Raw genomic sequence first — 23070 nt, forward strand, 5'->3', positions numbered from 1 at the left:
CAACGTCCGGAGTTCGCTCAACGCCTCGGTGGCCGCATCCTGGGCCCGATGCAGTTGTGGCAGAGCCTGGTCCGGATTGTTCTGCAACGACCGCTCGGCCATCCCCAACATCATCACCACCGCGACCAGACGGTTCTGAGCTCCGTCGTGCAGATCCCGCTCGATGCGCTTGAGTTCGGCCGAATGCGCGTCGAGCGCCGCAGCGCGGCTGGCCGTCAGGGCGGTGACGCGCTTCGAGAGGTCCGAACGCGTGTCCGGCGCAAGCAAAGTCGTGGTCGACCAGCTGATCCATTTCGCCATCGCGGGGATCAACCACCACGCGATCAGGAAGTACAGGATGCCGATCAACGGCATTCCGGCAGCGCCCAGCCACGACGTCACGGGGTACGGGTTGTTGACGGGTTCGCCCGCGGGCATCTGCTGCCAGTACAGCGGGACGGCAATCGCATTGAGCGCACCGAGTGGCAGAGCAATGGTCAGCATCGCCGCGACGAAAGCACCCAGACCATGAATCGACAACCAGGCCGCGTCGCGCCTCGTCGACTGATCGGTGAGGAACCGGCTCCAGTCCCCGAATGTCGGATTGCTGGGCATCGGTGGGTATCGCTGCAGAACAGGGCGTCCGGTGTACGCAGCGGTGCGTTTGCGAGCCAGGCCGGCCCACCACCGGAGCACTCGCACGTACGACGGCAACAGCAACCAGCCGACGATCAGAATCGAGAGCGACAACAGAATGAGACCGACCATCAGCAAGAACAGGGAAACCACAGCTGCCGCGCCCTCGACGAGCACGTACACCGCAGCCCTGGTTCTCTTCTTCACTGCCCCAGCATGCCGCACCACACCGCACGATCCACTACAGCTGGCTACACCATTGATTCGGGACTCTGCTGGATGTCGACGAATGCCGAATCTCCATAGCGTTCTTCCCATGAAGAATCGACACTCGGTCCTCGCCTCGCCGGCCCCTGGTGCCACGGGAGCTCGAACATCTGCCGTGCGACTAGAAGGGGTCAGCAAGGTCTACGGCAACGGCCGCGGCGCCGTGACCGCCCTCGACAACGTCAGCCTCACTCTGCCGCGCAGCACCTTCACCGCAGTGATGGGCCCATCCGGCTCGGGCAAGAGCACTTTCCTGCACTGCGCCGCCGGGCTCGACCGACCGAGCAGCGGATCGGTGTGGCTGGGCGATACCGAAATTTCACAGCTGAAGCCGAAGGCCCGCAGCATCTTCCGTCGCGATCACATCGGTTTCGTCTTCCAGGCCTACAACCTGCTCGGCGCTCTCGACGTCGAGCAGAACGTCACGCTCCCCCTACTCCTCGCCGGGCGACGAGCCGACAAGCAGTACCTGACCTTCGTCCTCGAATCCGTCGGACTCGGATCACACCGAAAGCGCAAACCCTCCGAGTTGTCCGGCGGTCAGCAGCAACGCGTCGCCATCGCACGCGCCCTCGTCACCCACCCCGACGCACTCTTTGCCGACGAACCGACCGGCGCCCTCGACTCCCGTAGCGCCAAGCAGGTTCTGGAGTTGTTGCGCCGGACAGCCGCCGAGTTCGACCAGACCATCGTCATGGTCACGCACGACCCGGTGGCCGCGTCGTACGCCGATCGTGTGCTGTTCCTCGCCGACGGGAAACTTGTCGGGCACATCGACCGCCCGACCCCGCAGCAGATCGCCGAGCGCATGACACACCTCGGGGACTGGTGATGATGAAAGCGCACACCTTTGCGCACCTGAAAGCGCATCGCTCCGGTTTCGTCGCCGTGTTCGTCTCCGTATTCTGCGCAGCGCTCCTCACCTGCGGTCTGGGTGTGCTGCTGGAATCGGGAGTGCGAGGCGGTGTCTCACCACATCTCTACGCCGGTGCCGACGCCGTCGTGAGTGCACCACAGGCGCTCGAGGTCAAGGAAGACGCCGATCAGCCCTTTGCCGAGCGAGTTCTCCTCGACGGCGATACGGTCCGCAAGCTCGACACACTCGATGTCACGGTGGTTCCCGACATCTCCGTCCCGGTCAGCACGGCCGAGGGCGTCGTACTCGATGCACATCCTTGGAACACAGCACAATTGGCGCCGTACTCGCTCACCGAGGGGAGCGCTCCGCAGAGCCGCGACGAGGTGGTCTCGACCACGGGCGCCGCGCTCGGCGAGCGAATCACGCTGGCTCACGGCGCGGTAACGGACGAGTACACCGTCGTCGGCACAGCTGATTCGGCTTCGGTGCCGTCACCCGACCGTCCGGCACTCGTCTTCCTCGACGACGCAGAGGCCGAACGGTTGTGGCCGCACCAGAACGCTGTCACCGCAGTCGGATTGATCGCTCCCGAAGGCGTGGATGCTGCCGCTCTCGCCCGCGATGCACTCGCCGGAACCGGTGCGGAGGTCTCGACCGGCACTGCACGCGGAGGCATCGAATTCCTCGACGCCGGTGCTGCGCGGACGCAGTTGATCGTGCTCTGCGCGTCGTTTGCCGGTCTCGCGTTGATGGTCAGTATGTTCGTCGTTTCCAGCACGCTGTCGCTCTCGATCAACGCCAGGCGCCGAGAGTTCGCTCTGTTGCGGGCAATCGGGGCCACCACGCGGCAAGTGCACGTCATGATCGGACGTGAAGTGCTGCTCGTTGCTGCTGCGGCGGCAGCTCTCGGCGCGGTGCCCGGATACCTGCTCGCCCGAGTACTGGGCGCACAGTTCGCCGACGCCGGGGTCATGCCCACCGATTTCGCGCTGGCCTACAGCCCGCTTCCGGCGATCGCAGCTTTCCTGATCTGCGTACTCACTGCCCGCGCGGCAGCGGCGATCGCGGCACGACGACCGGCGAAGCTCGACCCCGTCGAAGCGCTTCGCGAATCCGAAAGCGGCCCGGCGAAACTGAGCCGCGGACGCATCGTCACCGGGCTGATCTTCGGCGCCGCCGGCCTCAGCGCCTGCGTCCTCCCTGCTTTCCTGCCCGGCAGCGTGGCGGCCGCTGGAGCCGGTTCGAGCGCACTGTTGTTGATCTTCTCGGTCGCGCTGCTCGGCCCCTTGTTGGTGCGCGGCATCATCAAGGTGATCGGCGGTCCGCTGCGCCGCAGTGGGTCGGCGTCCAAAGTTCTCGCTGCCGCCAACGCCGAATCCAATTCGAGACGGCTCTCGTCGGCGGTTGTTCCGTTGGCTCTCGCAATCGCGCTCGGCTCGGTGCAGTTCTTCAGCCAGAGCACCGTCGCCGCCGAGGCGACCAACCAGTCGATCAAGGGCGTCACCGCCGACCTGATCGTCGGCGCACCAGCCGGTATCGCTCCCTCGCTCCTCGAGTCGATCGCATCGGTGCCCGGAGTGAGTGCGGCAAACCCGGTGGTCCGCAGTCAAGTCCTCCCGGTACCCAGCGGTGAGGAAGGCGGCTCAGCCGACAGCGCGATCGCGGCCCAGGGCATCGACGCCGCCAGCGCCGACGCGACCCTCGATCTCGCGGTGACCGAGGGCGACCTCAGCGCTCTGACCGGCGATACCGTTGCCGTGAGCGAAGACGGCGCCTTCACCCTCGGAGCCAAGGTAGGCCAGCGCGTCGACCTCTATCTGGGTGACGGAACACTGGTACATCCCATGGTCGTCGCAAAATATGGTCGCGGCCTCGGATTCGGGGACGTGACCATGCCGATCGAGACTTTGCGTCAGCACTCCACCGACGCTCTGATCGACACCGTTCTGGTTGCTGCCGAACCCGGACGGTCGGCCGAAGTCCAGCAGTCGTTGCGCTCGTTCCCCTCGATCGCCGCGATGAACCAGGACCAGTTCGGGGCCGCGGGCGAAGATCAGCGTCGTATGCAGTCGTGGGTCAGCATCCTCGCCGTCCTCGTCCTGCTCGGCTATCTCGCAGTCGCAGTCGTGAACACCCTGGTCGCCGCCACTGCCGAGCGTTCCCGCGAGTTCGCGCTCCTTCAACTGGTGGGCTCGCGGACGAGGCAGGTCCGAGCAATGATGCGGATCGAGTCGTTGATGGTGGTGGGAATCGCCATCGTGGTCGGATCACTGATCGCCCTGCCGCCTCTGATGGGCATTGCCGTAGCGGTGTCCGGGCAGCCGATCCCGGCGATTTCACCGGCGATTTACGGTTCCATCGTCGCGGTGACCGCTGTTCTGGGATTTGTCTCCATCGCGATCCCGACGCGCGCCGCTCTACGCAAGAACCCGATGGACGGAGTGCGTAACCACTGAGTGGCACTACCGTCGTCATCTATGGATGCGGCGGCCTGGGACAAGAAGTACGAAGAAACCGAGCTCGTCTGGGGCGCTCCTCCCAACGAATTGCTGGTGGAATACGCGACGGCCCTCCCCCACGGCCAGGCACTGGACCTGGCGTGCGGCGAGGGCCGTAACGCGTTGTGGCTCGCGACTCGCGGTTGGGAGGTCACCGGCATCGACTACTCGGCCGTCGCGATCGAGAAAGCCCGCACGATCGCGGCCCGCTCACCCCGATCGGTTCTCGACCGGCTCGACTACCGATGCGGCGACGTCACCGTCGCGGATTACGCCTCGAGGAACGGGCAGGGATACGACTTGGCCCTGCTTCTTTACCTTCATCTGCCCGCACCACGACGCACCCTGGTTGTGAACCGTGCCATAAATTCTCTGAAACCTGACGGAATCCTCATGATTTTGGGTCACGACCGAAGCAACATCGACTACGGCGTCGGCGGGCCACAAGATCCCGAAATCCTTTACACACCAGAAGAATTGATGCAGGAGTTCCGCGGAAAGCTCGAGTTCGAGATCGCCGGAAATCCCCACAGGCACACCGAAACGGGAATCGCGGTCGACGCGCTTGTCATCGGACGCAAATCCGGTGTTGGCAATGCAAAGAACGGCTAGTAACATGTATTAAGTTACCGACGAGTAATAAACTTCGGGCGGTACTAGGAGTGCTGGACCGCACCACCTCACTGGGAGAAGCAGAAGACATGGGCCATTACAAGAGCAACGTTCGGGACCTGGAGTTCAACCTCTTCGAGGTTCTCGGACTGGAGAAGCCACTGAGCGAAGGCGCTTGGGGCGACCTGGATGCCGACACTGTCCGCAACATGCTGGCAGAGGTCGCACGCCTGGCCGAGGGACCGCTTGGCGAATCTTTCGCCGATGCGGACCGCAACCCCCCTGTCTTCGATCCCGAGACGCACACCGTTGCACTTCCGGAATCCTTCAAGAAGTCGTTCAAGGCTCTGTGGGATGCCGAGTGGTACCGCATGGGATTGAGCGAAGAGGTCGGCGGCGTGCCGGTTCCCCGCTCCGTCGTGTGGGCCATCGGTGAGCTGATCCTGGGCGCACAGCCTGCAGCGCACATGTACCAGGCCGGACCCGCCTTCGCGGACGTGCTGTTCAACAACGGCACCGAAGAGCAGAAGAAGTGGGCCGCCACCATCGTCGAACGAGGATGGGGCGCCACGATGGTCCTCACCGAGCCCGACGCCGGCTCCGACGTCGGTGCCGGACGCACCAAGGCGATCAAGCAGGACGACGGCTCCTGGCACATCGAGGGCGTCAAGCGCTTCATCACCTCGGCCGACTCGGACGACCTGTTCGAGAACATCTTCCACCTCGTTCTCGCTCGCCCCGAAGGCGCCGGACCGGGCACCAAGGGCCTGAGCCTGTTCTTCGTCCCGAAGACGCACTTCAACTTCGAGACCGAAGAGTTCGGCGAGCGTAACGGTGTCTTCGTCACCAACGTCGAGCACAAGATGGGCCTGAAGGTCTCCGCCACGTGTGAGGTCACCTTCGGCGGACACGGCATCCCCGCACAGGGCTGGCTGGTCGGCGAGGTCCACAACGGCATCGCCCAGATGTTCGACGTCATCGAGCACGCTCGAATGATGGTCGGCACCAAGGCAATCGCCACCCTCTCCACCGGTTACCTCAACGCTCTCGATTACGCCAAGCAGCGCGTGCAGGGCGCAGACCTGACCCAGATGACCAACAAGGCAGCACCGCGCGTGACCATCACGCACCACCCCGACGTGCGTCGTAGCCTGGCAATGCAGAAGGCATACGCCGAAGGCCTGCGCGCGGTGTACCTCTACACCGCAGCTCACCAGGACGAGGTTGTCGCCCAGCTCGTCTCGGGCGCAGACAAGGACACCGCGTTCCGCGTCAACGACCTGCTGCTCCCGATCGTCAAGGGCGTCGGCTCCGAGCGTGCGTACCAGTACCTGACGGACAGCCTGCAGACCCTCGGTGGATCCGGCTTCCTGCAGGACTACCCGATCGAGCAGTACATCCGCGACTCCAAGATCGACTCGCTGTACGAAGGCACGACGGCCATCCAGGCTCAGGACTTCTTCTTCCGCAAGATCGCTCGTGACCGCGGCGTCGCGCTCGCTCACGTTGCCGGACAGATCAAGACCTTCATCGACAGCGAAGCCGGCAACGGTCGTCTGAAGGCGGAGCGCGCACTGCTCGCCACCGCACTCGAAGACGTCCAGGCCATGGCCGCCACGCTCACCGGCTTCCTCATGGGAGCTCAGGAGCAGCCCACCGAGCTGTACAAGGTCGGCCTCGGCTCCGTCCGCTTCCTGATGTCCGTCGGCGACCTGCTCATCGGCTGGCAGCTGCTCCGCCAGTCCGAGATCGCTCTCGCAGCACTCGACAACGGCGCTTCCGACAAGGACAAGGGCTTCTACGAGGGCAAGGTCGCCATCGCTTCCTTCTTCGCCAAGAACGTCCTGCCCGAGCTCACCGCTTCACGCGAGATCATCGCGAACACCGAGAACGACATCATGGAGATCGACGAAGCAGCATTCTGATTCGTTCCTGATTCATGAAAAGTGCCGGTCCCGAGAACGTTTCGGGGCCGGCATTTTCATGCTCAGCAGTCCATGGAATCCGAGGTCATCTGCGCTCGACGGTCGGGCAACTGATCTGTGCGGACAGTACGGACGTCGTCGGTTGTTCGCCGGGCCGTGCCGCCGTTCCCACCAGGGAAAGCGCCACGCGCCTGCGGTCCGGAGAACTGACGATTTCGATGGAATTGTCGACGCCGCCACCGAAGGACACGAACTGTCCGCTCTGATCCGAGAACATCATCGTCGCCCCGGACTGACCTGGTTCCGGTTTTTCGTTCACGTAGACCTGCAACTGGAAATCACGCCCCGGATATTCGCCGCCGCCGTCGTACTCGTAAAAGGAACTGGTGTGCACCTCGTAGGCCCACTGGCGGTGACCGGCGGGCAGCGAATCCGCCCAGTTGTGCTCGAAACACGTGACGGATCCGGGCAGCGAGACATTGGCTGCGCCGCTCCACCCACCGGACAGGGTGATGGCTCCGTACGGCGCTGCTTCGGACTCGTGCCGATCGGAAGGCAAGGGCGGAACGGTCACGGGTCCGACATTGCGACCGGTGAACTCGAAAAGCCTCTCGCTCGACACGAACGGGGGCGACTCGCGCTCACCGGCACAGGAGACAACCGACAGGGTGGCCATGACCAGCACCGCGCACATACCGCGCCTACGAACCGGCACCTCGACTCCCCCGTTCCGTTTCCAACAGAATACATACCGTTCGGTCTTCAAGTTGTCGAACGTGTCCGACACATCCCATTCATGGGACCGCTCGCCCGCTACCGATGTGATTGGGTGAGCACGAACGTCCACTGAACCAGCACTCGGTTCTTTCGCAGGCCGAGTAGATCAACAGACAGGTGATCATCGTGGTCGCACCAGAGCACGCACAACCCGATTACGCCCCTGACCTGGCATTGACCGCCACGGACTTGGCGCTCGACGGCCCATGGGGGCCGGTGTTCGGACCCGTCAATCTCGAGATTCGTGCGGGCGGTGTGACCATCCTCGAAGGCTCGGCCGGTTCAGGACGTACGTCCTTACTTCTGACACTCAGCGGACGAATGAAAGCCAGTTCCGGCTCACTGTCCGTCTTCGGTCGAACGCGTCCCCGCGAGATCTTCGAGATCGCCGGGGTCGCCGGGTTCGAGGACATCGACGAGCTTGCCGAATCCGTCACCGTCCGCGATCTGATCACCGAACAAATTCGCTGGGATGCGCCCTGGTACAAGCTCATCGGACGCGCCGGAGACCGCGAACTCGAAGCGGTGTGCGCTCCCGTCTTCGGCGATCATCCGTTACCTGCGCTCGGCCGGTACGTCAGCGATCTCGGGGAACTCGAGGCGATCCTGCTGCGTATCGCCGTCGCGAACACGAAAAAGCCGGCCCTGCTTGTCGTCGACGATCTCGAACAAGTGCGGCGCGACTCCGAACGCGCATACCTCGTCGAGCGACTCGTCGAGATGGGGAGCTACCAGACCATCATCGCGTCGACCGTCAACCCGCTGCCAGACGGATCACCCATCGATGCCGTCACCCTGCTCCAAGAAGTCACCAATCCCGACCAAGAAGGGGCGAGGTAACCGCGATGCTCGCTGGAATGTCTCTCGGAACCGAACTCAAGCGGTTCTCCCGCGGCGCGATGCCCAGGATCGCACTCGTCACCATCATCTTGATGCCACTGCTGTACGGCGCGATGTACCTGTGGGCGTTCTGGAATCCGTTCGGTGAGGTCAACAAGGTCCCCGTCGCGCTGGTCAACACCGACCGCGGCGCGATGGTGCAGGGTCAGGAGCTCAACGCGGGCGACGAGGTAAGCCAAGCGCTGCTCGATTCCGGTGAGCTCGATCTCCACCTGGTCTCGCAGCAGGAAGCCGCTCAGGGAGTCTCGGACGGCACGTACTACTTCTCTCTCACATTGCCTGAGAATTTCAGCGAGGCCGTCGCCTCCCCGACGACCAAGGACCCCCACAAAGCTCAGTTGCAGTTCACCTTCAACGACGTCAACAACTACCTCGGCACCATCATCGGCCAAAACGCCGCCCAGCAGGTCCTCAGTCAGGTCAGCGACAAGATCGGCGCGCAGTCCGTCGAGACAGTTCTGGTCGGATTGACCGATGCGGGTGCTGGTTTGAAGCAGGCCGCCGACGGAGCGCTCCAGCTCTCGGCCGGAGTGAACACTGCCAACGCCGGAGCCGGCGAATTGGCGTCGGGCTCGAAAACTCTGGCCGACAACATGGTTACCGCACGTGACGGTGCAGCCACTCTTGCCGGCGGTACAGCGCAACTCTCGACTGGCATCAACACCGCCACGGACGGCGTCCTCGCACTGACCGACGGTCTGGGGCAGCTCGATCTCGGAGCCGTCCAACTTGGCGACGGCGCAAGCCAACTCAGTGGTGGCGTCACCCAGGTCGTCGACCAACTGAGTGTCCTCGGGAACACACAAGCAGACGTCGCACAGCTGGTCGGGCAGGCAGTGGCCAGCCTTCGACTTAACCCGGATCCCGTCAGCCAACAGATCGCCAATGCCCTCGCGCCTGCCCAGGACATACTGCGCACTCAGGGTTTCGGTGAAGCGACCATGGGCCAACTGGGCGAACTCAAGAGCGGTGCACAACAACTCGCCTACCAACTCGACGATCCGTCGAGCACCTTCCGAGCCGGGCTCAGCGCCGCGGCCAACGGCGGTGGTGAACTCCGCAACGGCCTGGTACAGCTGCGTGACGGCGGTCAGCAAGTCAACGACGGCGCTCAAACCCTCAGTAGTGGACTGGTTCAACTCACCGACGGAAGCGTTCAACTCTCCGATGGTGCAGCCAAACTCGCAGACGGCACCGAGCAACTCCGTGCCGGGTCTGCCGAACTCGCGACCAAACTCACCGAGGGCGCCGGTCAGGTCCCCAGTTGGAGCGATCAGCAGCGAACCGCAACCGCTCAAACCCTATCCAGCCCGGTCGAACTACAGGAGACGTACGAGAACCGGGCAAGCACGTTCGGTACCGGTTTTGCTCCGTTCTTCCTGCCCCTCGCGCTGTTCGTGGGCGGCATCATCACCTGGATGCTGCTCAAGCCGCTCCAGAACCGGCCCATCGCAAACGGACTCGGCGCGCTGCGAGTGGTCCTCGCCTCGTACTGGCCGGCATTGCTCATCGGCATCTGCCAGGTGATCGTGATGTACCTGGTCGTGCACTTCGCCGTCGGTCTGCACCCCACGCATGCCCTCGGTACCGTCGGGTTCCTGATGCTCATCACCGCCACCTACATGGCGTTGATCCAGGCATTCAACGCCATCTTCGGAGTCTCCGTCGGACGCGTCATCACCCTGGCGTTCCTGATGCTGCAACTGGTTTCGGCCGGCGGCATCTATCCCGTCGAAACCACCGCGAAACCGTTCCAGATCATCCACCCGTTCGACCCGATGACCTACGCGGTGAACGGGCTACGACAACTCACCGTCGGCGGTATCGACTCGAGACTGTGGGTCTCGATCGCCGTCCTCGGCGGCCTTCTCGTCGCCTCACTCGGCGCCAGTTCACTTGCTGCACGCCGAAATCGGCAATGGACCGTGGACAGGTTGCATCCGCCGATCGAGGTCTAGGTTTAGGTCTCAGGCCAAGGCTCCACGGTCAGTGCAGGCCATTCCCTGCGCCACCGTGCCGCCTTGGCCTCGTAAACCTCTCGCGGCGCCAGCACCGGGTTGGGGCGGACGATCATGTCGAAAAGATCGTCGTATCCATGCGGGGCATACACGTCCAAGGTCCCATCCGATCCCTTGGTGATCCCGAAACAGCAAGTTGTGGAAGCGAAGTGGTCGACAGCGTCGCGGCAACTGGTGAACGGAACGCCGGGAATCCCGAAATGCTGCTCGTACCACAGGTGCACGCGGGCTTCGTTGCGTACTTCGACATCGGCATCCACATCGGCGAACAGTTCTGCCGCCGAACGAATCACACGGTCCTCCGCGTCGTAGCTCAGATCGCCGGCGTCGAAGTAGAACAGGTCGTAGTCCTTGATTCCGGCGCCGAGATCACGGCCGTCGATGTGATTCCAGACGGTTTGGAAGAGCCCACCCGCCGTCAGGTACCACTCCGGCAATCCCAGCTTCGGCGCACGATCCACGATCGTTGCGACCACCGGATTGGCCAAGGCGATCTCGAGAAATCGTTCACGCATGCTCTTCAGCCTCTCATATGACAAGCAAACTTGACATCTAGTGACAAGTATTCTTTACTTTTTGCATGACTGGAAAGGCCGGCGACAACAACGTGCGGGAGCACCGACGCCTCGCCGGCCTCACCCAGGCGCAACTGGCCACGGCAGGTCAGGTGAGCAGACAGAGCATCGTCTCCGTCGAACGCGGTGACTATGCACCGAGTGTCTACCTGGCACTTCGCCTGGCCCTGGCGCTGGGGACCACCGTCGAAGCGCTCTTCCCCTTACCCGAATCGGAACTCACCACAGAAATTCCAGAGGAGACGGCATGAGCACCATGATGAAGGCAATGCGGTTCGTCGGAGATCTGGACGACGACTTCTACAAGGACGAGCGTCAGCGCGACGTCTGGAACGAAGCCTCGGCGGTGGGACTCCAGAGTGTCTTCTGGGCAGTATTCGTCAGCTCGGCGATTCTGCCCTGGGTCGCCGGCCGAACAGGGGCGTGGATCTCGCTCGCCCTGCTGATCGTTGCGTTGTTCGGCTCGTTGATCACGATCATCTATGCACTTCGGTGCGACGTCGATGTCTACGTATTGTCCAACTACAACCGCCCCCGGGTCGTGATCGGCATCGCGCTGTACCTCGTCGCCGCAGTCGGCATCATGGCGCGTCTCAAATTCGATTCCTACGAAGAATCGTCTACCTGGGTCGGCGCTCTCGTCGGCGGAATTGTCGGTGGCGGCATCGCAATCGCGGCAGTCAAGCTTCACCAGCAGCGAGCCAAGCGACGCGAAGCGGCCGAAGAACTTCTCTGACTTCCGGAAGTCTGCCCAGCACAACGGAATCCATAGAGTTGGTAAAATCGTGCCAGGTCAACCGATCGCGAGTAACGTCGAAACGGTGAGCACTCGCCTCGGATACCAGATGCCCAACTTCAGCTACGGCGGTCCGGTCAAGGACCTCTTCCCCACCGTCATAGCGCAGGCCCGCGAAGCCGAAGCCGCAGGCTTCGACACTGCATTCGTGATGGATCACTTCTACCAACTCCCCGGAATCGGAGCGCCGGACGCCCCGATGCTCGAGGCCTACTCGGCGCTCTCCGCGCTGGCGACGGCCACCGAGACCATCCAGTTGTCTGCACTGGTCACGGGAAACACCTACCGCAATCCGCCCATGCTCGCCAAGACCGTCACCACCCTCGACGTGGTGAGCGGCGGTCGGGCCATCCTGGGCATCGGCGCCGGTTGGTTCGAACTCGAACACAATTCGTTCGGATACGAGTTCGGAACGTTCACCGAGCGCTTCCAGAAACTCGACGAAGCACTGCAGATCATCGCGCCGATGCTCCGCGGTGATCGCCCCACCTTCGACGGCAAGTGGTACCACGTCAAGGACGCCATCAACGAGCCTCGCGTCCGCGACGACCTGCCGATCCTGCTCGGCGGTGGCGGTGAGAAAAAGACGTTCGGCCTCGCCGCTCGCTTCGCGGATCACCTCAACATCATCTGCGACCCGTCGGAACTGCCGCGCAAGATGGAAGCACTTGCGGCACGCTGCGACGAAGCCGGTCGCGATCCCGCAACCCTCGAGACCAGCTTCCTCACGTTCATGATGATCGACGAGGACGGCGACAAGGCTCGCGCCCATCAGCGAACGTTTCTCGCGGAGCGTGGCCTCGACATCACCACGGCGCCGGAAGACGTGGTCGCCAAGGCCACCGAACGCCATTTCGTCGGCAGCCCGGACGACGTCGCCGAGCAGGTTCAGACGCGCATCCTCGACCACGGCATCGACGGCGTCGTGATCAACCTGATCACCAACGGCGAAGAGCCAGGCATCGTCGACCTCGCGGGCCGCACCCTCGGCCCACTCGTCGGCAAGTAGTTCCCTACTCGCACTTCACGATCGGCACCGGGTCGTACTTGACGGTTCGGGTGTTCGAGGAAATCTCGGCGCCACTCGCGTGGTCGGTGATCACGCGAGTGTCGCTGACCGTGAACCCGGGCGCACCGCTCGAAGCCACACAGCCAGGCCCCTCCGGCAAGGTCACGGTGTTCGGCGACGTCGGCGACGTCCGCGGGCCGGTCGTCGACGTGACATCGACAGTTTTGGTTCCCCAGATCCGAACGGTGATGTTCGACGACGTCGCAATCGTCTCGATCATCACGCCGGTCTTCGCCGGATTACGGAACTGCAGGTCGATCGCACCATCGAAGATGGTCGCCTCACGAGCCTCGGGGTACCGCGAGATGTAGTAACTGTGCTCGGTGTGCGCGACGTCCTCCATACCTGCGAAATACGTCGCGTTGTAGAGCGTCGTCGCGAGCTGGCTGATACCGCCGCCGACAGCCTTGTCCGGGCGACCGTTGTTGATGATCCCCGACTCGATGTATCCCTGCGCCGCACCGCGCGGGCCCGTGTACTCGTTGAGCGAGAACGTGTCACCGGGCTTGATCACGGCCCCGTCGATCTCCGACGCGGCCAGGCCGATGTTCACACCAGACGCGTATTCGAAACCACCGGTAGTGAATTCGCCGATCACCTCGTTGATGCCGAGGGCCTCCGCGGCTTCGGTGGTCAACGCCGGCGGGACCGGTCCGTACACGGCGGGCGTTGCCCGAGAAGCCGTGCTGCCCAACAGAACCGGAAGTTCCTTGACCGTGTCCGGCCAGTTGATCAGATCACCGACGACACCGGGCACAACCGACGGTTTGCCACCGGCGAAGGTGAACGACGCGTCCTTGGGTTGTACTTCCGTCGACGCCAACTGCGGAGTCAGAATCTTGATCGCAGCATCCGTGTTGTACTGCGGAGTCAGCCCACCCGAGCCGTCGGGTGTGAAGGTCAGAACCTCGCCGATCTGATCGACGCCGAGTGTCGCGACCTTGCCGTCACGGCCGTTGACCACTACGTCACCCGAGACAGCTGGAATAGCGATCTCCTGCAGCGCACGATCGACACCGGCCTGAGTGACCGTCACCGGAACCTCGTCGACCGGAAGATCGACGACGCCACCATCGGACCATTCAGCGGCGAAGGTCGAACCCGCCTGCTGCGTTTCGAGCGCCTGACCGGCAGCGGGCGAAACACCAGTCGCCTTCCCGTTCTCGAACACGACTGCACCTTCGACGGGCGCACGATCGCTGTTCGCCGCGAGCTGCGCCATCGACGCATCCAACGCACCCTGGTCGATTGCCGACACCACGGGCACCTCGCGGGAGCCGAAGAACGACGTGATACGGGTGATCGGGTTGATGGGCTGAGCGTTCACGCCCGACAGCGTCGCCGACCAGTCGACGTCCACACCCGCAGACGCGGGAACGATCTCGGAGTCGACGCCGCCTGCATGTACCGCTACCGGTTCGACGAGCCTCGGGCCGAGTTGGGCGCGCAGCGTGGCTTCCGCGTCGGCGGGCGTGAGATCACCGATGTCCACCCCGGCGACCTGAGTGCCGCGTGGTGTCTTCCCGGACGAGGTGAAGATGTCCACTCCGTAGGCAATCGCTGCGACGGCAAAGATGGCGCCGACTGCTATCGCCGGTTTGACCCACTTGCGGGAAGACTGCGAAGCGGGCGCCACCGGTTGTTGCGGCGCCGGGGGTGCAACTACCTCTGCTTCTCGGACAACAGGCTCGTACTGCTGCTGGATGGGTTCGAGTTGCTGGGTGTCGTACTGCTGCACGAACTCGGGACGCGGCGGCTTCGGGGGAACCACCACTGCCGGGGGCTCGAACTGCTCTGTCTGCTCGTCGAAGGCTTCTGTCGCCGGAGCCGAGTTGACTACTTCCGTCGGCGGTGCGTCCTCCGCGGGGACGACAGGGATGACGGTGGTGACCTCGTTTGCCGATTCGTCGACTGTCGCTTCCGTGGAATCGCTTGCTTCTTCGTCGACAGGCCTTGGTGCTTCGGCTGGTTCAGGTTCTACTGATTCAGCCTCGACAACGGCCTCGGTGTCCTCAGGGGCCTCGGGTTCCTCGACCGGCTGGGGTTCCTCGACCGACTCGGTCTCTTCGACCGCCTGAGGTTCCTCGACCGACTCGAGTTCCTGTTCCGGGAGGGACGAGTCCTCGCTGTTCGTCTTCTCGACGGACGGACCCTCTTCGTCACTCACCTGTTGGCTCCTCGCTGCATCAACCGTCGCTGCGGCGCTCACCGACAACTCAATACAGGATATCCGGACATACGAGAGCCCCGCGCTGCTGCCAGGTCGGGGGTCAGGCAGCAACACGGGGCTGTCATGAATATCGGTAGCTATTCTGCAGCGTTACACGCCTGCGCGAAAAAGTTTGCAAAGAGTTCGGGGATCCGGCCACCCCTCGTGGCCGGATCCCCGATTACGCATCCCCTCGCGACGATCACTGCAGGTGAGCGCAGTTTTCAGTCGCATGGGGAGATTGTGGAGCGGTTACCGCTCGATGATCGCCGTGACACCCTGGCCACCGGCCGCACAGATCGAGATCAGGCCGCGGCCCGAACCCTTCTCCGCGAGCATCTTTGCGAGGGAAGCCACAATACGTCCGCCGGTCGCCGCGAACGGGTGACCTGCAGCCAAGGACGATCCGTTGACATTGAGCTTGCTTCGGTCGATCGATCCCAATGCGCCGTCGAGGCCGAGGCGTTCCTTGCAGTACTCGTCCGACTCGAAGGCCTGCAGGGTTGCGAGAACCACCGAAGCGAAGGCTTCGTGGATCTCGTAGTAATCGAAGTCCTGCAAGGTCAGACCGTTGCGGGCCAGCAAACGCGGGATCGCGTACGTGGGAGCCATGAGCAACCCGTCTTTGCCGTGGACGTAGTCGACGGCAGCGGTTTCGGAATCGACGAGGTGCGCCAGAACCGGAAGATTGCGCTCGGCTGCCCACTCGTCGGTGGAGAGGAGCACTGCAGAAGCGCCGTCGGTGAGCGGCGTCGAGTTGCCTGCCGTCATCGTCGCGTCGCCGAGCTTGGTACCGAAGACGGGCTTGAGCGTCGACAGCTTCTCGACGGTCGAACCGGGACGGAGGTTGTCGTCGCGGGTCAGGCCGAGGAACGGGGTGACGAGGTCGTCGAAGAAACCGCGGTCGTAGGCAGCTGCCATGTTCTTGTGGCTGGCAGCGGCAAGTTCGTCCTGGTCCTCGCGCTTGATGCCGAATTCCTTGGCAGTGATCGCAGCGTGGTCACCCATCGACTTGCCGGTGCGAGGCTCGCCGTTGCGCGGAATTTCGAGGCCGAGCATGCCCGCACGGACGTTGCCGAGCAGCTTGATGCGGTCGCCCGTGGACTTCGCGCGATTGAGGGAGAGCAGGAACTCGCGCGCCTGATCGTTGACGCCGATCGGGGCGTCGGACGTGGTGTCCGTGCCGCCGCCGATGCCCGAATCGATGCGGCCGGCCGAAATGGCGTCGCCGACGGCGATGATCGACTGCAGTCCCGTGCCACACGCCTGCTGAAGGTCGTACGCCGACGTGTACGGGCTCAGCGCGCTGCCGAGAACGGACTCGCGAATGAGATTGAAATCACGGCTGTGCTTGAGCACCGCACCGCCGACGACCATGCCGAGCTTCTCGCCCTGCAGATTGAATCGGCTCACCAGACCGTCGAGCGTCGCAGTGAACATGTCCTGGTTGGACGCCTGTGCGTACGCCTTGTCCGAGCGTGCGAACGGAATGCGATTTCCGCCGACGATCGCAACCGGACGGCGCTGACCTGCAGAATTTGCAGCGGCTGCGGCCGGTGCAGTGCGCGGTGCGGCGGGCTTTGCATTTGAACGGGCTTTGCTTGTCACTTGCGTCTCCAAGGATGGTGCGATTACCTGTTGAAGACTATTCTTACTCAGTAGTAAGTTACTTGTCTATCGCCGCATTCTTTCGATTGCCCGGTGAGAGACAACCCGAAACACAACAGAAGGTAGGACCGTGGCAGCCAGCAAGGGAGCTCCCGACCTCTATTCACAGTTCCTCTCGTCCGCCCCCGGCGCATTCATCGCGTCGAAGGCCGGCCTGCCCAGGCCCGAGAACCTGCGTCGCTACAAAGCAGGGGAACCCGCACTCGCCGGACCTGTCCTCATCGGCGGCAAGGGTCGACTCGCAGAACCACTTCGCGCACTGCTCTCCGACTACCCGGCGGCTCAGGCACACGACAGCAGCTTCGGTGGACTCGTGTTCGACGCCACCGGAATCACTCAGGTCAGCGAACTCGAGCAGCTGTTCGAGTTCTTCCAGCCCGTAATCCGCAACCTCGCACCGTCGGCTCGCGTCGTCGTTCTCGGCACGACGCCGGAAGAAACGTCGAGCGTCGACGAGCATGTCGCGCAGCGCGCTCTGGAAGGCTTCACCCGCAGCGTCGGCAAGGAGATCAAGCGCGGCTCCACCGCTCAGCTGGTCTACGTCTCCCCCAAGGCATCCACCGGACTCTCCGGCGTGGAATCGACTCTGCGCTTTCTCCTTTCGGCAAAGTCCGCCTTCGTCGACGGCCAGGTCATCGTCGTCGGCGCTGAAGATTCCGTCGCGCCCGCAAGCTGGGACAAGCCGCTCGAAGGCAAGGTTGCCGTCGTCACCGGCGCAGCCCGCGGTATCGGCGCCACCATCGCCGAGGTCCTGGCCCGCGACGGCGCGCACGTCGTCTGCGCTGACATCCCGGCCGCCGGCGAAGCGCTGTCCGAGACCGCGAACAAGGTCGGCGGCACGTCCCTCGCCCTCGACGTCACGGCAGCCGACGCAGCCGAGGTCCTCGCAGCTCACCTCCTCGAGCGTCACGGCGGAGCGGACATCATCGTCCACAACGCCGGCATCACCCGCGACAAGACCCTCGCCAACATGGACGAGGGCCGTTGGAACATGGTCATGAACGTCAATCTTCTTGCACCGCAGAAGATCACCGAGCACCTCGTCGAGAAGGGCGCTCTCAAGGAAGGCGGCCGCGTCGTCGACGTCTCCTCCATCGCCGGCATCGCGGGCAACCGCGGCCAGACCAACTACGGCACCTCCAAGGCCGGCGTCATCGGTCTCGTACACGCCGAAGCTCCCGTCCTGGCGAAGAAGAACATCACCATCAACGCCGTCGCACCGGGCTTCATCGAGACCGCCATGACCGCAGCCATCCCCTTCGCCACCCGCGAAGCCGGCCGCCGCATGAGCTCGCTCCTGCAGGGCGGCGAGACCGTCGACGTCGCCGAGACCGTCGCATACTTCGCCAGCCCGGCCTCCAATGCCGTTACGGGACAGGTCGTTCGCGTCTGCGGCCAGAGCCTCCTGGGCGCATGATGGCAACAAAGACTGTCGCGCTCACCGAGCAGCCGAAGACCCTCGACATCTACTCCCGCGCAGTACTGGGATTGTTGCCGTGGAACAAGTCCAACTCGCGCTCGGTGCCACAGCAGACCTTCACCCTCACCGGATTGAAGGTCGACACCGACAATCTGGCGGCGTACTGCCGCGTGACCGGACTGCGGTTCGGCGACACTCTGCCGATCACGTACCCCTTCACCTTGGCCTTCCCGACCGTGATGAAGCTGATGGTGTCGAAGGACTTCCCCTTCGCCGCCGTCGGCTCCGTTCACGCCGAGAACGTCATCGAATCACTGCGGCCCATCTCCGTCAGCGAACCGCTGGACCTCTCGGTGCATGCCGAGAACCTGCGTGAGCACCGCAAGGGCCTGCTGATCGACGTGGTCACCGAAATTCGGGTGGGACGGGAACTGGTCTGGCGACAGACCTCGAGCTTCCTGAACCAGCAGAAGACCTCCCTGTCCGGCCAGCCCGGTCCGGAGCCCAAGGCCGACGAGGTCCCGCCGATGCCGATGAGCACCATCCGCGTCGACCAGACCACGATCAGCAAGTACGCCGCTGTCTCCGGCGACCGCAATCCGATTCACGTCTCGTCTCTGGGCGCGAAGGCTTTCGGTTTCCCGAAGACCATTGCTCACGGAATGTGGAGTGCCGCGGCAGTTCTGCGGACTGTCGAGGGGTCCGTCGCGGACAAGGTCACCTACAGCGTGCGTTTCGGCAAGCCGATTCTGCTACCGGCGACGCTGAATGCCTACGCTGATCGCACCGACGACGGCTGGGATCTGTCACTGCGTCACCCGAAGAAGGGTTACCCGCACGTCACTGCGACGCTGCGCTGACCTTAACCGGGTTTGGGCTGGTGCGTTTCCGACCCCGCCCCGACAGTGTGAACGTATCGCTCCCCTTGTTCAACAAGGGGAGCGATACGTTCACGCGATGTGACTGGGTGGCTATTCGGACTTCTTCTTGCCCGACAGACCGCGCCACGCGAGGGATTCGAGTAGATCCGCTGCGGCATCCACTTCGATTTCCCCACCCGCGACCCGGTCGGCTACTGCCTCACCGGCGCCGACGAGCGCGATGGCAATGATCCCGTAATCGTGCGCGGCATCAGGATCCTTGGTGCTGGACTCGAGCAGATGCGCGGTCAACTCGATCAACCGATCGCGACTGGACTGCACGGTGCCCGCAAAAGCCTGCTGCCCGACGGCCTGACGGTAGAGCACCATCCACGACTTGCGGTTTGCGCCCACGAACCCGAGGAAGCCCTCGAGAGCGGCGCGCAATTGTTCACGCGGAGTCAGGTTCGGCGCGCCCGCCGGGGCGAGCGCTTCGAGGAAGCGGAGCCCTTCACGATGAATGCACGCCGCGAACAACTCTTCCTTCGAGCCGTAGTACAGGTACAGCATCGGCTTCGAGATCTCGGCCTTGGCCGCGATGGTGTCCATCGAAGTTTCGTGAAACCCCCTGTCGGAGAACACGTCCACAGCCGCGTCGAGCATCTGCTGCTCACGCACTGCGCGTGGCAGTCGCTTGGTACCGCCGGCCATGCTTCCTCCAACCACAGGGTAAATGTCGATCTTACTCTACGGTAAGATTGTGCGTCGAATCCTGACTTCGACTCAGCAGGTCACGGCACCTTTGGCGGTGGCAACTGTGACGACGGCCTGATCGACCCGTGCCTGCGGAAGCTCACCCGACGCGACGGCCTGCTCGAGATGGTCGAGCACCCGTGGAACGTCATCGGTGGTCAGCCACAGTGCCTGATCGACTCCTGCCACCAGCGCAGCCTGAACCGCGTCGGCAATATCGTATCGGTCGGTGATCGCCTGCATGCCGCTGAGGTCGTCGGTGAATACCGGGCCGGTGAACGGCGCTGCGCCGTAACCCACTCCGTCGCGAAGCAACGCAACGGCGGCGGGGCTGATGCTGGCAGGGGTACCGGGCTCGGTCAGACCGGGAACCTCGAGGTGCCCCATCATGACGCCTACTCCGGTTCCCGACAGCTCACGAAAGGGAATCAAGTCCGACGCGATCAGATCCTGCAAGGGCGGCGTTGTCACTTCACCCCGGTGCGAGTCTCCCGACGCGCTGCCATGCCCGGGAAAGTGCTTGATCACCGGGAAGATTCCGGCGTCGCGCATACCCTGCGCGTACGCACCGGCGTACGCAACCACGGTCTGGGGGTCGTCGGAGTACGAGCGGTCACCGATCACGGAGTCGTCGGGTTGGCTGCTGACGTCGACGTCGGGGGCGTAGTTGACGGTGATCCCGAGATCCTTCAAACCGCGTCCACGCTCGAGTGCCATCTGGTACGTCTGTTCCACTGTCATGGTCTGCGCCGTTTCCCTGGCCGACGGATCGGGCCCGAGGATGTCCGCGACGCGCGAAACCCGTCCACCTTCTTCGTCGATCGTCACCATCAACGGCAACTTCGACGCCGAAGCAACCTGCGGCACTTCGCGATTGGTGAGCATCGACTGATCGGTCCAACTTCCGACGAATATGCCGCCGATCTCCTCGTTCTGCACTATCGACAACGCGTCGTCGGTCCCGGTGACGCCGACGTTGAGCAGCTGGGCAAGTTTCTGACGCAAGGACAGCGAGGCTAGAAGGTCACTACCGCACGACGCGGCGACGGGTGCGGAGCTCGATGCCGCAGGCGTCGACGTGATCTCGGAGGTGGTGCTGGTCGGGGCGCTCGAAACCGGATCGGCGGTCCCGTTTTCGCCCGAGCATCCCGCAACCAACCCTCCGCACAAAGCAATGGTCGTCGCAGCCTTCAGAAACTTGATCCGCATACCTCGACCGTAACGGACCCGGTACCCATACACTCCCTCACGGGCACATCGGGACGGTAGCCTGGAAGAGAACCGATTCCCCCGCTGACGAGGAGGTCGTGATGCCACAAGGTCTGATGCTCATCGCGTACGACGGTTCCGACAACGCCAAGCGTGCAGTCGACTATGCGGGGCGTTTCCTCTCCGCCAATCGTGCTGTTCTCGTCACTGCCTGGGAGCCCATGGTTCGCCAGGCCGCTCGCATGTCCGGCCTGTCCGGGGTGATGCAACCGGAGTGGGTTCCCGACGACGACGTCGAGGACATCGCGTACACCGACGCCAAAGTCACCCTCGCCGAGGGCGTCGCACTGGCCGAGGCCGCAGGCCTGACCGTCGAAGGCAGAAGCGCCGAGTGCCGATCCGCGATCTGGTCTGCAATCTGCGAAACCGCAGACGAATTGGACGTCGACATCATCGTGACCGGCACCCGTGGCACTACGGGTTTGCGGTCGCTACTGCAGAGCAGCGTCGCGGATCATGTTCTGCGTCACAGTCATCGGCCGGTGTTGATCGTCCCTCCGGGGAAGTGACCTTCGCGCATTCCTGATCCGTGGCCGACTAGTGTCGAAAGCACCATGGACGGTTTTGTTCTCTCGCGCCCCGATCACAGCGTGGTCACCCGCGGCGTACGACGCAGCTTCGACAGCTCCGACGCGGCCACCCACGCTCTGTCGGCAGGTACGACAAAGCTGATCGTCGGAGCTCTCCCCTTCGACCCCGCTGCCGCAACGGCGTTGTACGAAGCTGCCGAGGCGACGATCGCGTCGCGGCCGTGGCAACCGCGCGATCCCCAGGCCCTGCCCACGACCCGGGTTGACCGGGAGATCCCGTCGTCGTCGGAGCATCTTCGTCGAGTGGAAAAGTTGATCGGACGCCTCCGCAGTGGAGAGATCGACAAGGTTGTCGCGGCTCGCACTGTGGAACTTCGCACGCAGACCCCGATCTCCCCAACCGCGCTCGCCGCACGCATGGCGGCGCTCAATCCCGTCGCCAACACCTTTGCCGTCGACCTCTCTGCTGCGGGAGCCGAATTCGAGGGCCGCAGCCTGGTCGGCGCGACGCCCGAAGTATTGGTCAGTCGACGCGGGCGCGTCGTGACGTGTCGCCCGTTGGCCGGGACCACCAAGCGATCCGCCGACGCCGATCAAGACCGCGAGGCAGGCGAAAGCCTTCTGCATTCGACGAAGAATCTGGCCGAGCACGCCTTCGTGACGTCGTGGATCCGCGAGGTCCTGCAACCGATGTGCAGTGATCTGTCGGTGCCGGCAACTCCCGAACTGACCAATACTCACGAGGTCTGGCACTTGGCCAGCCCGATCCGCGGCACACTGCGAAACGACACCACTGCGCTCGACCTCGCCATCGCGCTGCATCCGACGCCCGCGCTGTGCGGAACACCCACTGACGCGGCACTGAAAGTCATCCGCGAGACCGAGGAGCCGCGCCGTTTCTACGGCGGCGCCGTGGGATGGTGCGACGAGGCCGGTGACGGCGATTGGGTGGTTGCCATCCGCTGCGCCGAGATCGGTGCAGACGGCTTCACTGCCTGGGCCAGCGCGGGTGGTGGAATTGTCGCCGAATCGGATCCGCAGGACGAACTCGACGAGACGTCCACGAAACTGCGCACTCTGTTGACCGCGCTTGGTGCCGAAACCCTCGACTGACCAGCACGTCACGAGGGTAATCGTCCGGATTCTCGAGTGCGGGTGATACCTTGACCCGAGCAGTTCGTACGGGCCGGTAAGTCCGTCCGACCGCGAACGACCGACTAACGACCAATTGGGAGATCCGCGATGACGAAGTTCCTTGTCCCCGGTGTGGCCAGCGCTGTCATCGGCGCCGTTCTGGGTGCCGGCGTCATCTTCGGTGTCACGGCCGCCGCGTCGGACAACACTCGTCCCGAGATCGACCGCAGCGGAAACGCAGATTCTTCCGTGCTGAACCAGGTTGAGTACGGCAGCCGCTGAGAGCGCAGGCCTCGCGAGTTCCCGTTCTTCCGCC

21 protein-coding genes are annotated in these 23070 nt (G+C 63.7%); 14 read left to right on the forward strand and 7 right to left on the reverse strand.

Features of this window, described 5'->3' with window-relative positions; genetic code table 11:
• Window positions 1–822 (reverse strand): sensor histidine kinase (locus ACYP01_RS09560; RefSeq protein WP_459679647.1); only part of this gene is annotated, 822 nt, incomplete at its 3' end.
• A gap of 109 nt (window positions 823–931) precedes the next feature.
• Here ACYP01_RS09560 and ACYP01_RS09565 point away from each other — a divergent pair.
• The 4 genes from ACYP01_RS09565 (at window position 932) to ACYP01_RS09580 (ending at window position 6776) form a co-directional block, all read left to right on the forward strand.
• Window positions 932–1714, forward strand: coding sequence for an ABC transporter ATP-binding protein (locus ACYP01_RS09565; protein ID WP_042452563.1), 783 nt, complete (start codon window positions 932–934; stop codon window positions 1712–1714).
• A complete protein-coding gene (locus ACYP01_RS09570) occupies window positions 1714–4197 on the forward strand; it encodes an FtsX-like permease family protein (RefSeq protein WP_459679650.1) in 2484 nt (827 codons plus the stop codon). The genes ACYP01_RS09565 and ACYP01_RS09570 overlap by 1 nt, the downstream gene beginning before the upstream one ends.
• A gap of 21 nt (window positions 4198–4218) precedes the next feature.
• Complete coding sequence (locus ACYP01_RS09575; RefSeq protein WP_459679652.1) at window positions 4219–4851, forward strand: methyltransferase domain-containing protein; 633 nt, start codon at window positions 4219–4221, stop codon at window positions 4849–4851.
• Window positions 4852–4940: 89 nt separating this feature from the next.
• A complete protein-coding gene (locus tag ACYP01_RS09580) occupies window positions 4941–6776 on the forward strand; it encodes an acyl-CoA dehydrogenase (RefSeq protein ID WP_007734578.1) in 1836 nt (611 codons plus the stop codon).
• A gap of 85 nt (window positions 6777–6861) precedes the next feature.
• On the opposite strand, the gene ACYP01_RS09585 is transcribed toward ACYP01_RS09580, so the two are convergent.
• A complete protein-coding gene (locus tag ACYP01_RS09585; protein WP_232319055.1) occupies window positions 6862–7491 on the reverse strand; it encodes a hypothetical protein in 630 nt (209 codons plus the stop codon).
• A gap of 179 nt (window positions 7492–7670) precedes the next feature.
• Between ACYP01_RS09585 and ACYP01_RS09590 the strand changes: the two genes are divergently transcribed.
• Both ACYP01_RS09590 and ACYP01_RS09595 read left to right on the forward strand, forming a co-directional pair.
• Window positions 7671–8393 carry an ATP-binding cassette domain-containing protein gene (locus tag ACYP01_RS09590; protein WP_007734574.1) on the forward strand — a complete coding sequence of 241 codons (723 nt, stop codon included), beginning with the start codon at window positions 7671–7673 and terminating at the stop codon, window positions 8391–8393.
• Between the two features lie 5 nt (window positions 8394–8398).
• Entirely contained in the window at window positions 8399–10411 is a 2013-nt protein-coding gene (locus tag ACYP01_RS09595; RefSeq protein WP_459679655.1) for a YhgE/Pip family protein, read from the forward strand.
• Window positions 10412–10413: 2 nt separating this feature from the next.
• On the opposite strand, the gene ACYP01_RS09600 is transcribed toward ACYP01_RS09595, so the two are convergent.
• On the reverse strand, window positions 10414–10986 hold the full coding sequence (locus tag ACYP01_RS09600; RefSeq protein WP_042452576.1) for a nucleotidyltransferase family protein: 573 nt from the start codon (window positions 10984–10986) through the stop codon (window positions 10414–10416).
• A gap of 65 nt (window positions 10987–11051) precedes the next feature.
• Here ACYP01_RS09600 and ACYP01_RS09605 point away from each other — a divergent pair, with 65 nt between their 5' ends.
• The 3 genes from ACYP01_RS09605 (at window position 11052) to ACYP01_RS09615 (ending at window position 12851) form a co-directional block, all read left to right on the forward strand.
• A complete protein-coding gene (locus tag ACYP01_RS09605) occupies window positions 11052–11297 on the forward strand; it encodes a helix-turn-helix transcriptional regulator (RefSeq protein WP_007734566.1) in 246 nt (81 codons plus the stop codon).
• The gene (locus ACYP01_RS09610) at window positions 11294–11782 is read left to right on the forward strand and encodes a hypothetical protein (RefSeq protein ID WP_459679658.1); all 489 of its coding nucleotides are present in this window, start codon (window positions 11294–11296) and stop codon (window positions 11780–11782) included. Before ACYP01_RS09605 ends, ACYP01_RS09610 begins: the two co-directional genes overlap by 4 nt.
• An 85-nt stretch (window positions 11783–11867) precedes the next feature.
• On the forward strand, window positions 11868–12851 hold the full coding sequence (locus ACYP01_RS09615; RefSeq protein WP_007734562.1) for an LLM class F420-dependent oxidoreductase: 984 nt from the start codon (window positions 11868–11870) through the stop codon (window positions 12849–12851).
• A gap of 4 nt (window positions 12852–12855) precedes the next feature.
• Here ACYP01_RS09615 and ACYP01_RS09620 read toward each other — a convergent pair whose 3' ends face one another.
• Window positions 12856–15078, reverse strand: coding sequence for a VanW family protein (locus ACYP01_RS09620; RefSeq protein WP_459679660.1), 2223 nt, complete (start codon window positions 15076–15078; stop codon window positions 12856–12858).
• 294 nt (window positions 15079–15372) lie between these two features.
• Window positions 15373–16728, reverse strand: coding sequence for an acetyl-CoA C-acetyltransferase (locus tag ACYP01_RS09625; protein ID WP_003945465.1), 1356 nt, complete (start codon window positions 16726–16728; stop codon window positions 15373–15375).
• A 130-nt stretch (window positions 16729–16858) separates the two neighbouring features.
• On the opposite strand from ACYP01_RS09625, the gene ACYP01_RS09630 reads away from it, so the two are divergent.
• Together ACYP01_RS09630 and ACYP01_RS09635 are read left to right on the forward strand one after the other, a co-directional pair.
• Window positions 16859–18205 (forward strand): 3-oxoacyl-ACP reductase, encoded by a 1347-nt coding sequence (locus ACYP01_RS09630; RefSeq protein WP_459679663.1) that lies wholly within the window; start codon window positions 16859–16861, stop codon window positions 18203–18205.
• Window positions 18205–19068 carry a MaoC/PaaZ C-terminal domain-containing protein gene (locus ACYP01_RS09635; RefSeq protein WP_099696980.1) on the forward strand — a complete coding sequence of 288 codons (864 nt, stop codon included), beginning with the start codon at window positions 18205–18207 and terminating at the stop codon, window positions 19066–19068. Before ACYP01_RS09630 ends, ACYP01_RS09635 begins: the two co-directional genes overlap by 1 nt.
• A gap of 111 nt (window positions 19069–19179) precedes the next feature.
• Here the strand turns inward: ACYP01_RS09635 and ACYP01_RS09640 are convergent, their stop codons facing one another.
• A complete protein-coding gene (locus tag ACYP01_RS09640) occupies window positions 19180–19779 on the reverse strand; it encodes a TetR/AcrR family transcriptional regulator (protein ID WP_003945885.1) in 600 nt (199 codons plus the stop codon).
• 72 nt (window positions 19780–19851) lie between these two features.
• Window positions 19852–21030, reverse strand: coding sequence for a glycoside hydrolase family 3 N-terminal domain-containing protein (locus tag ACYP01_RS09645; RefSeq protein WP_019747138.1), 1179 nt, complete (start codon window positions 21028–21030; stop codon window positions 19852–19854).
• 101 nt (window positions 21031–21131) lie between these two features.
• Here ACYP01_RS09645 and ACYP01_RS09650 point away from each other — a divergent pair, with 101 nt between their 5' ends.
• The 3 genes from ACYP01_RS09650 (at window position 21132) to ACYP01_RS09660 (ending at window position 23036) form a co-directional block, all read left to right on the forward strand.
• Entirely contained in the window at window positions 21132–21599 is a 468-nt protein-coding gene (locus ACYP01_RS09650; RefSeq protein WP_003945900.1) for a universal stress protein, read from the forward strand.
• Between the two features lie 45 nt (window positions 21600–21644).
• The gene (locus ACYP01_RS09655; protein ID WP_459679668.1) at window positions 21645–22733 is read left to right on the forward strand and encodes an isochorismate synthase; all 1089 of its coding nucleotides are present in this window, start codon (window positions 21645–21647) and stop codon (window positions 22731–22733) included.
• A gap of 129 nt (window positions 22734–22862) precedes the next feature.
• Window positions 22863–23036 carry a DUF2613 domain-containing protein gene (locus ACYP01_RS09660; RefSeq protein WP_003945488.1) on the forward strand — a complete coding sequence of 58 codons (174 nt, stop codon included), beginning with the start codon at window positions 22863–22865 and terminating at the stop codon, window positions 23034–23036.
• The last annotated feature ends 34 nt before the right edge of the window (window positions 23037–23070 follow it).

The organism is Rhodococcus sp. no. 34 (assembly GCF_054589475.1).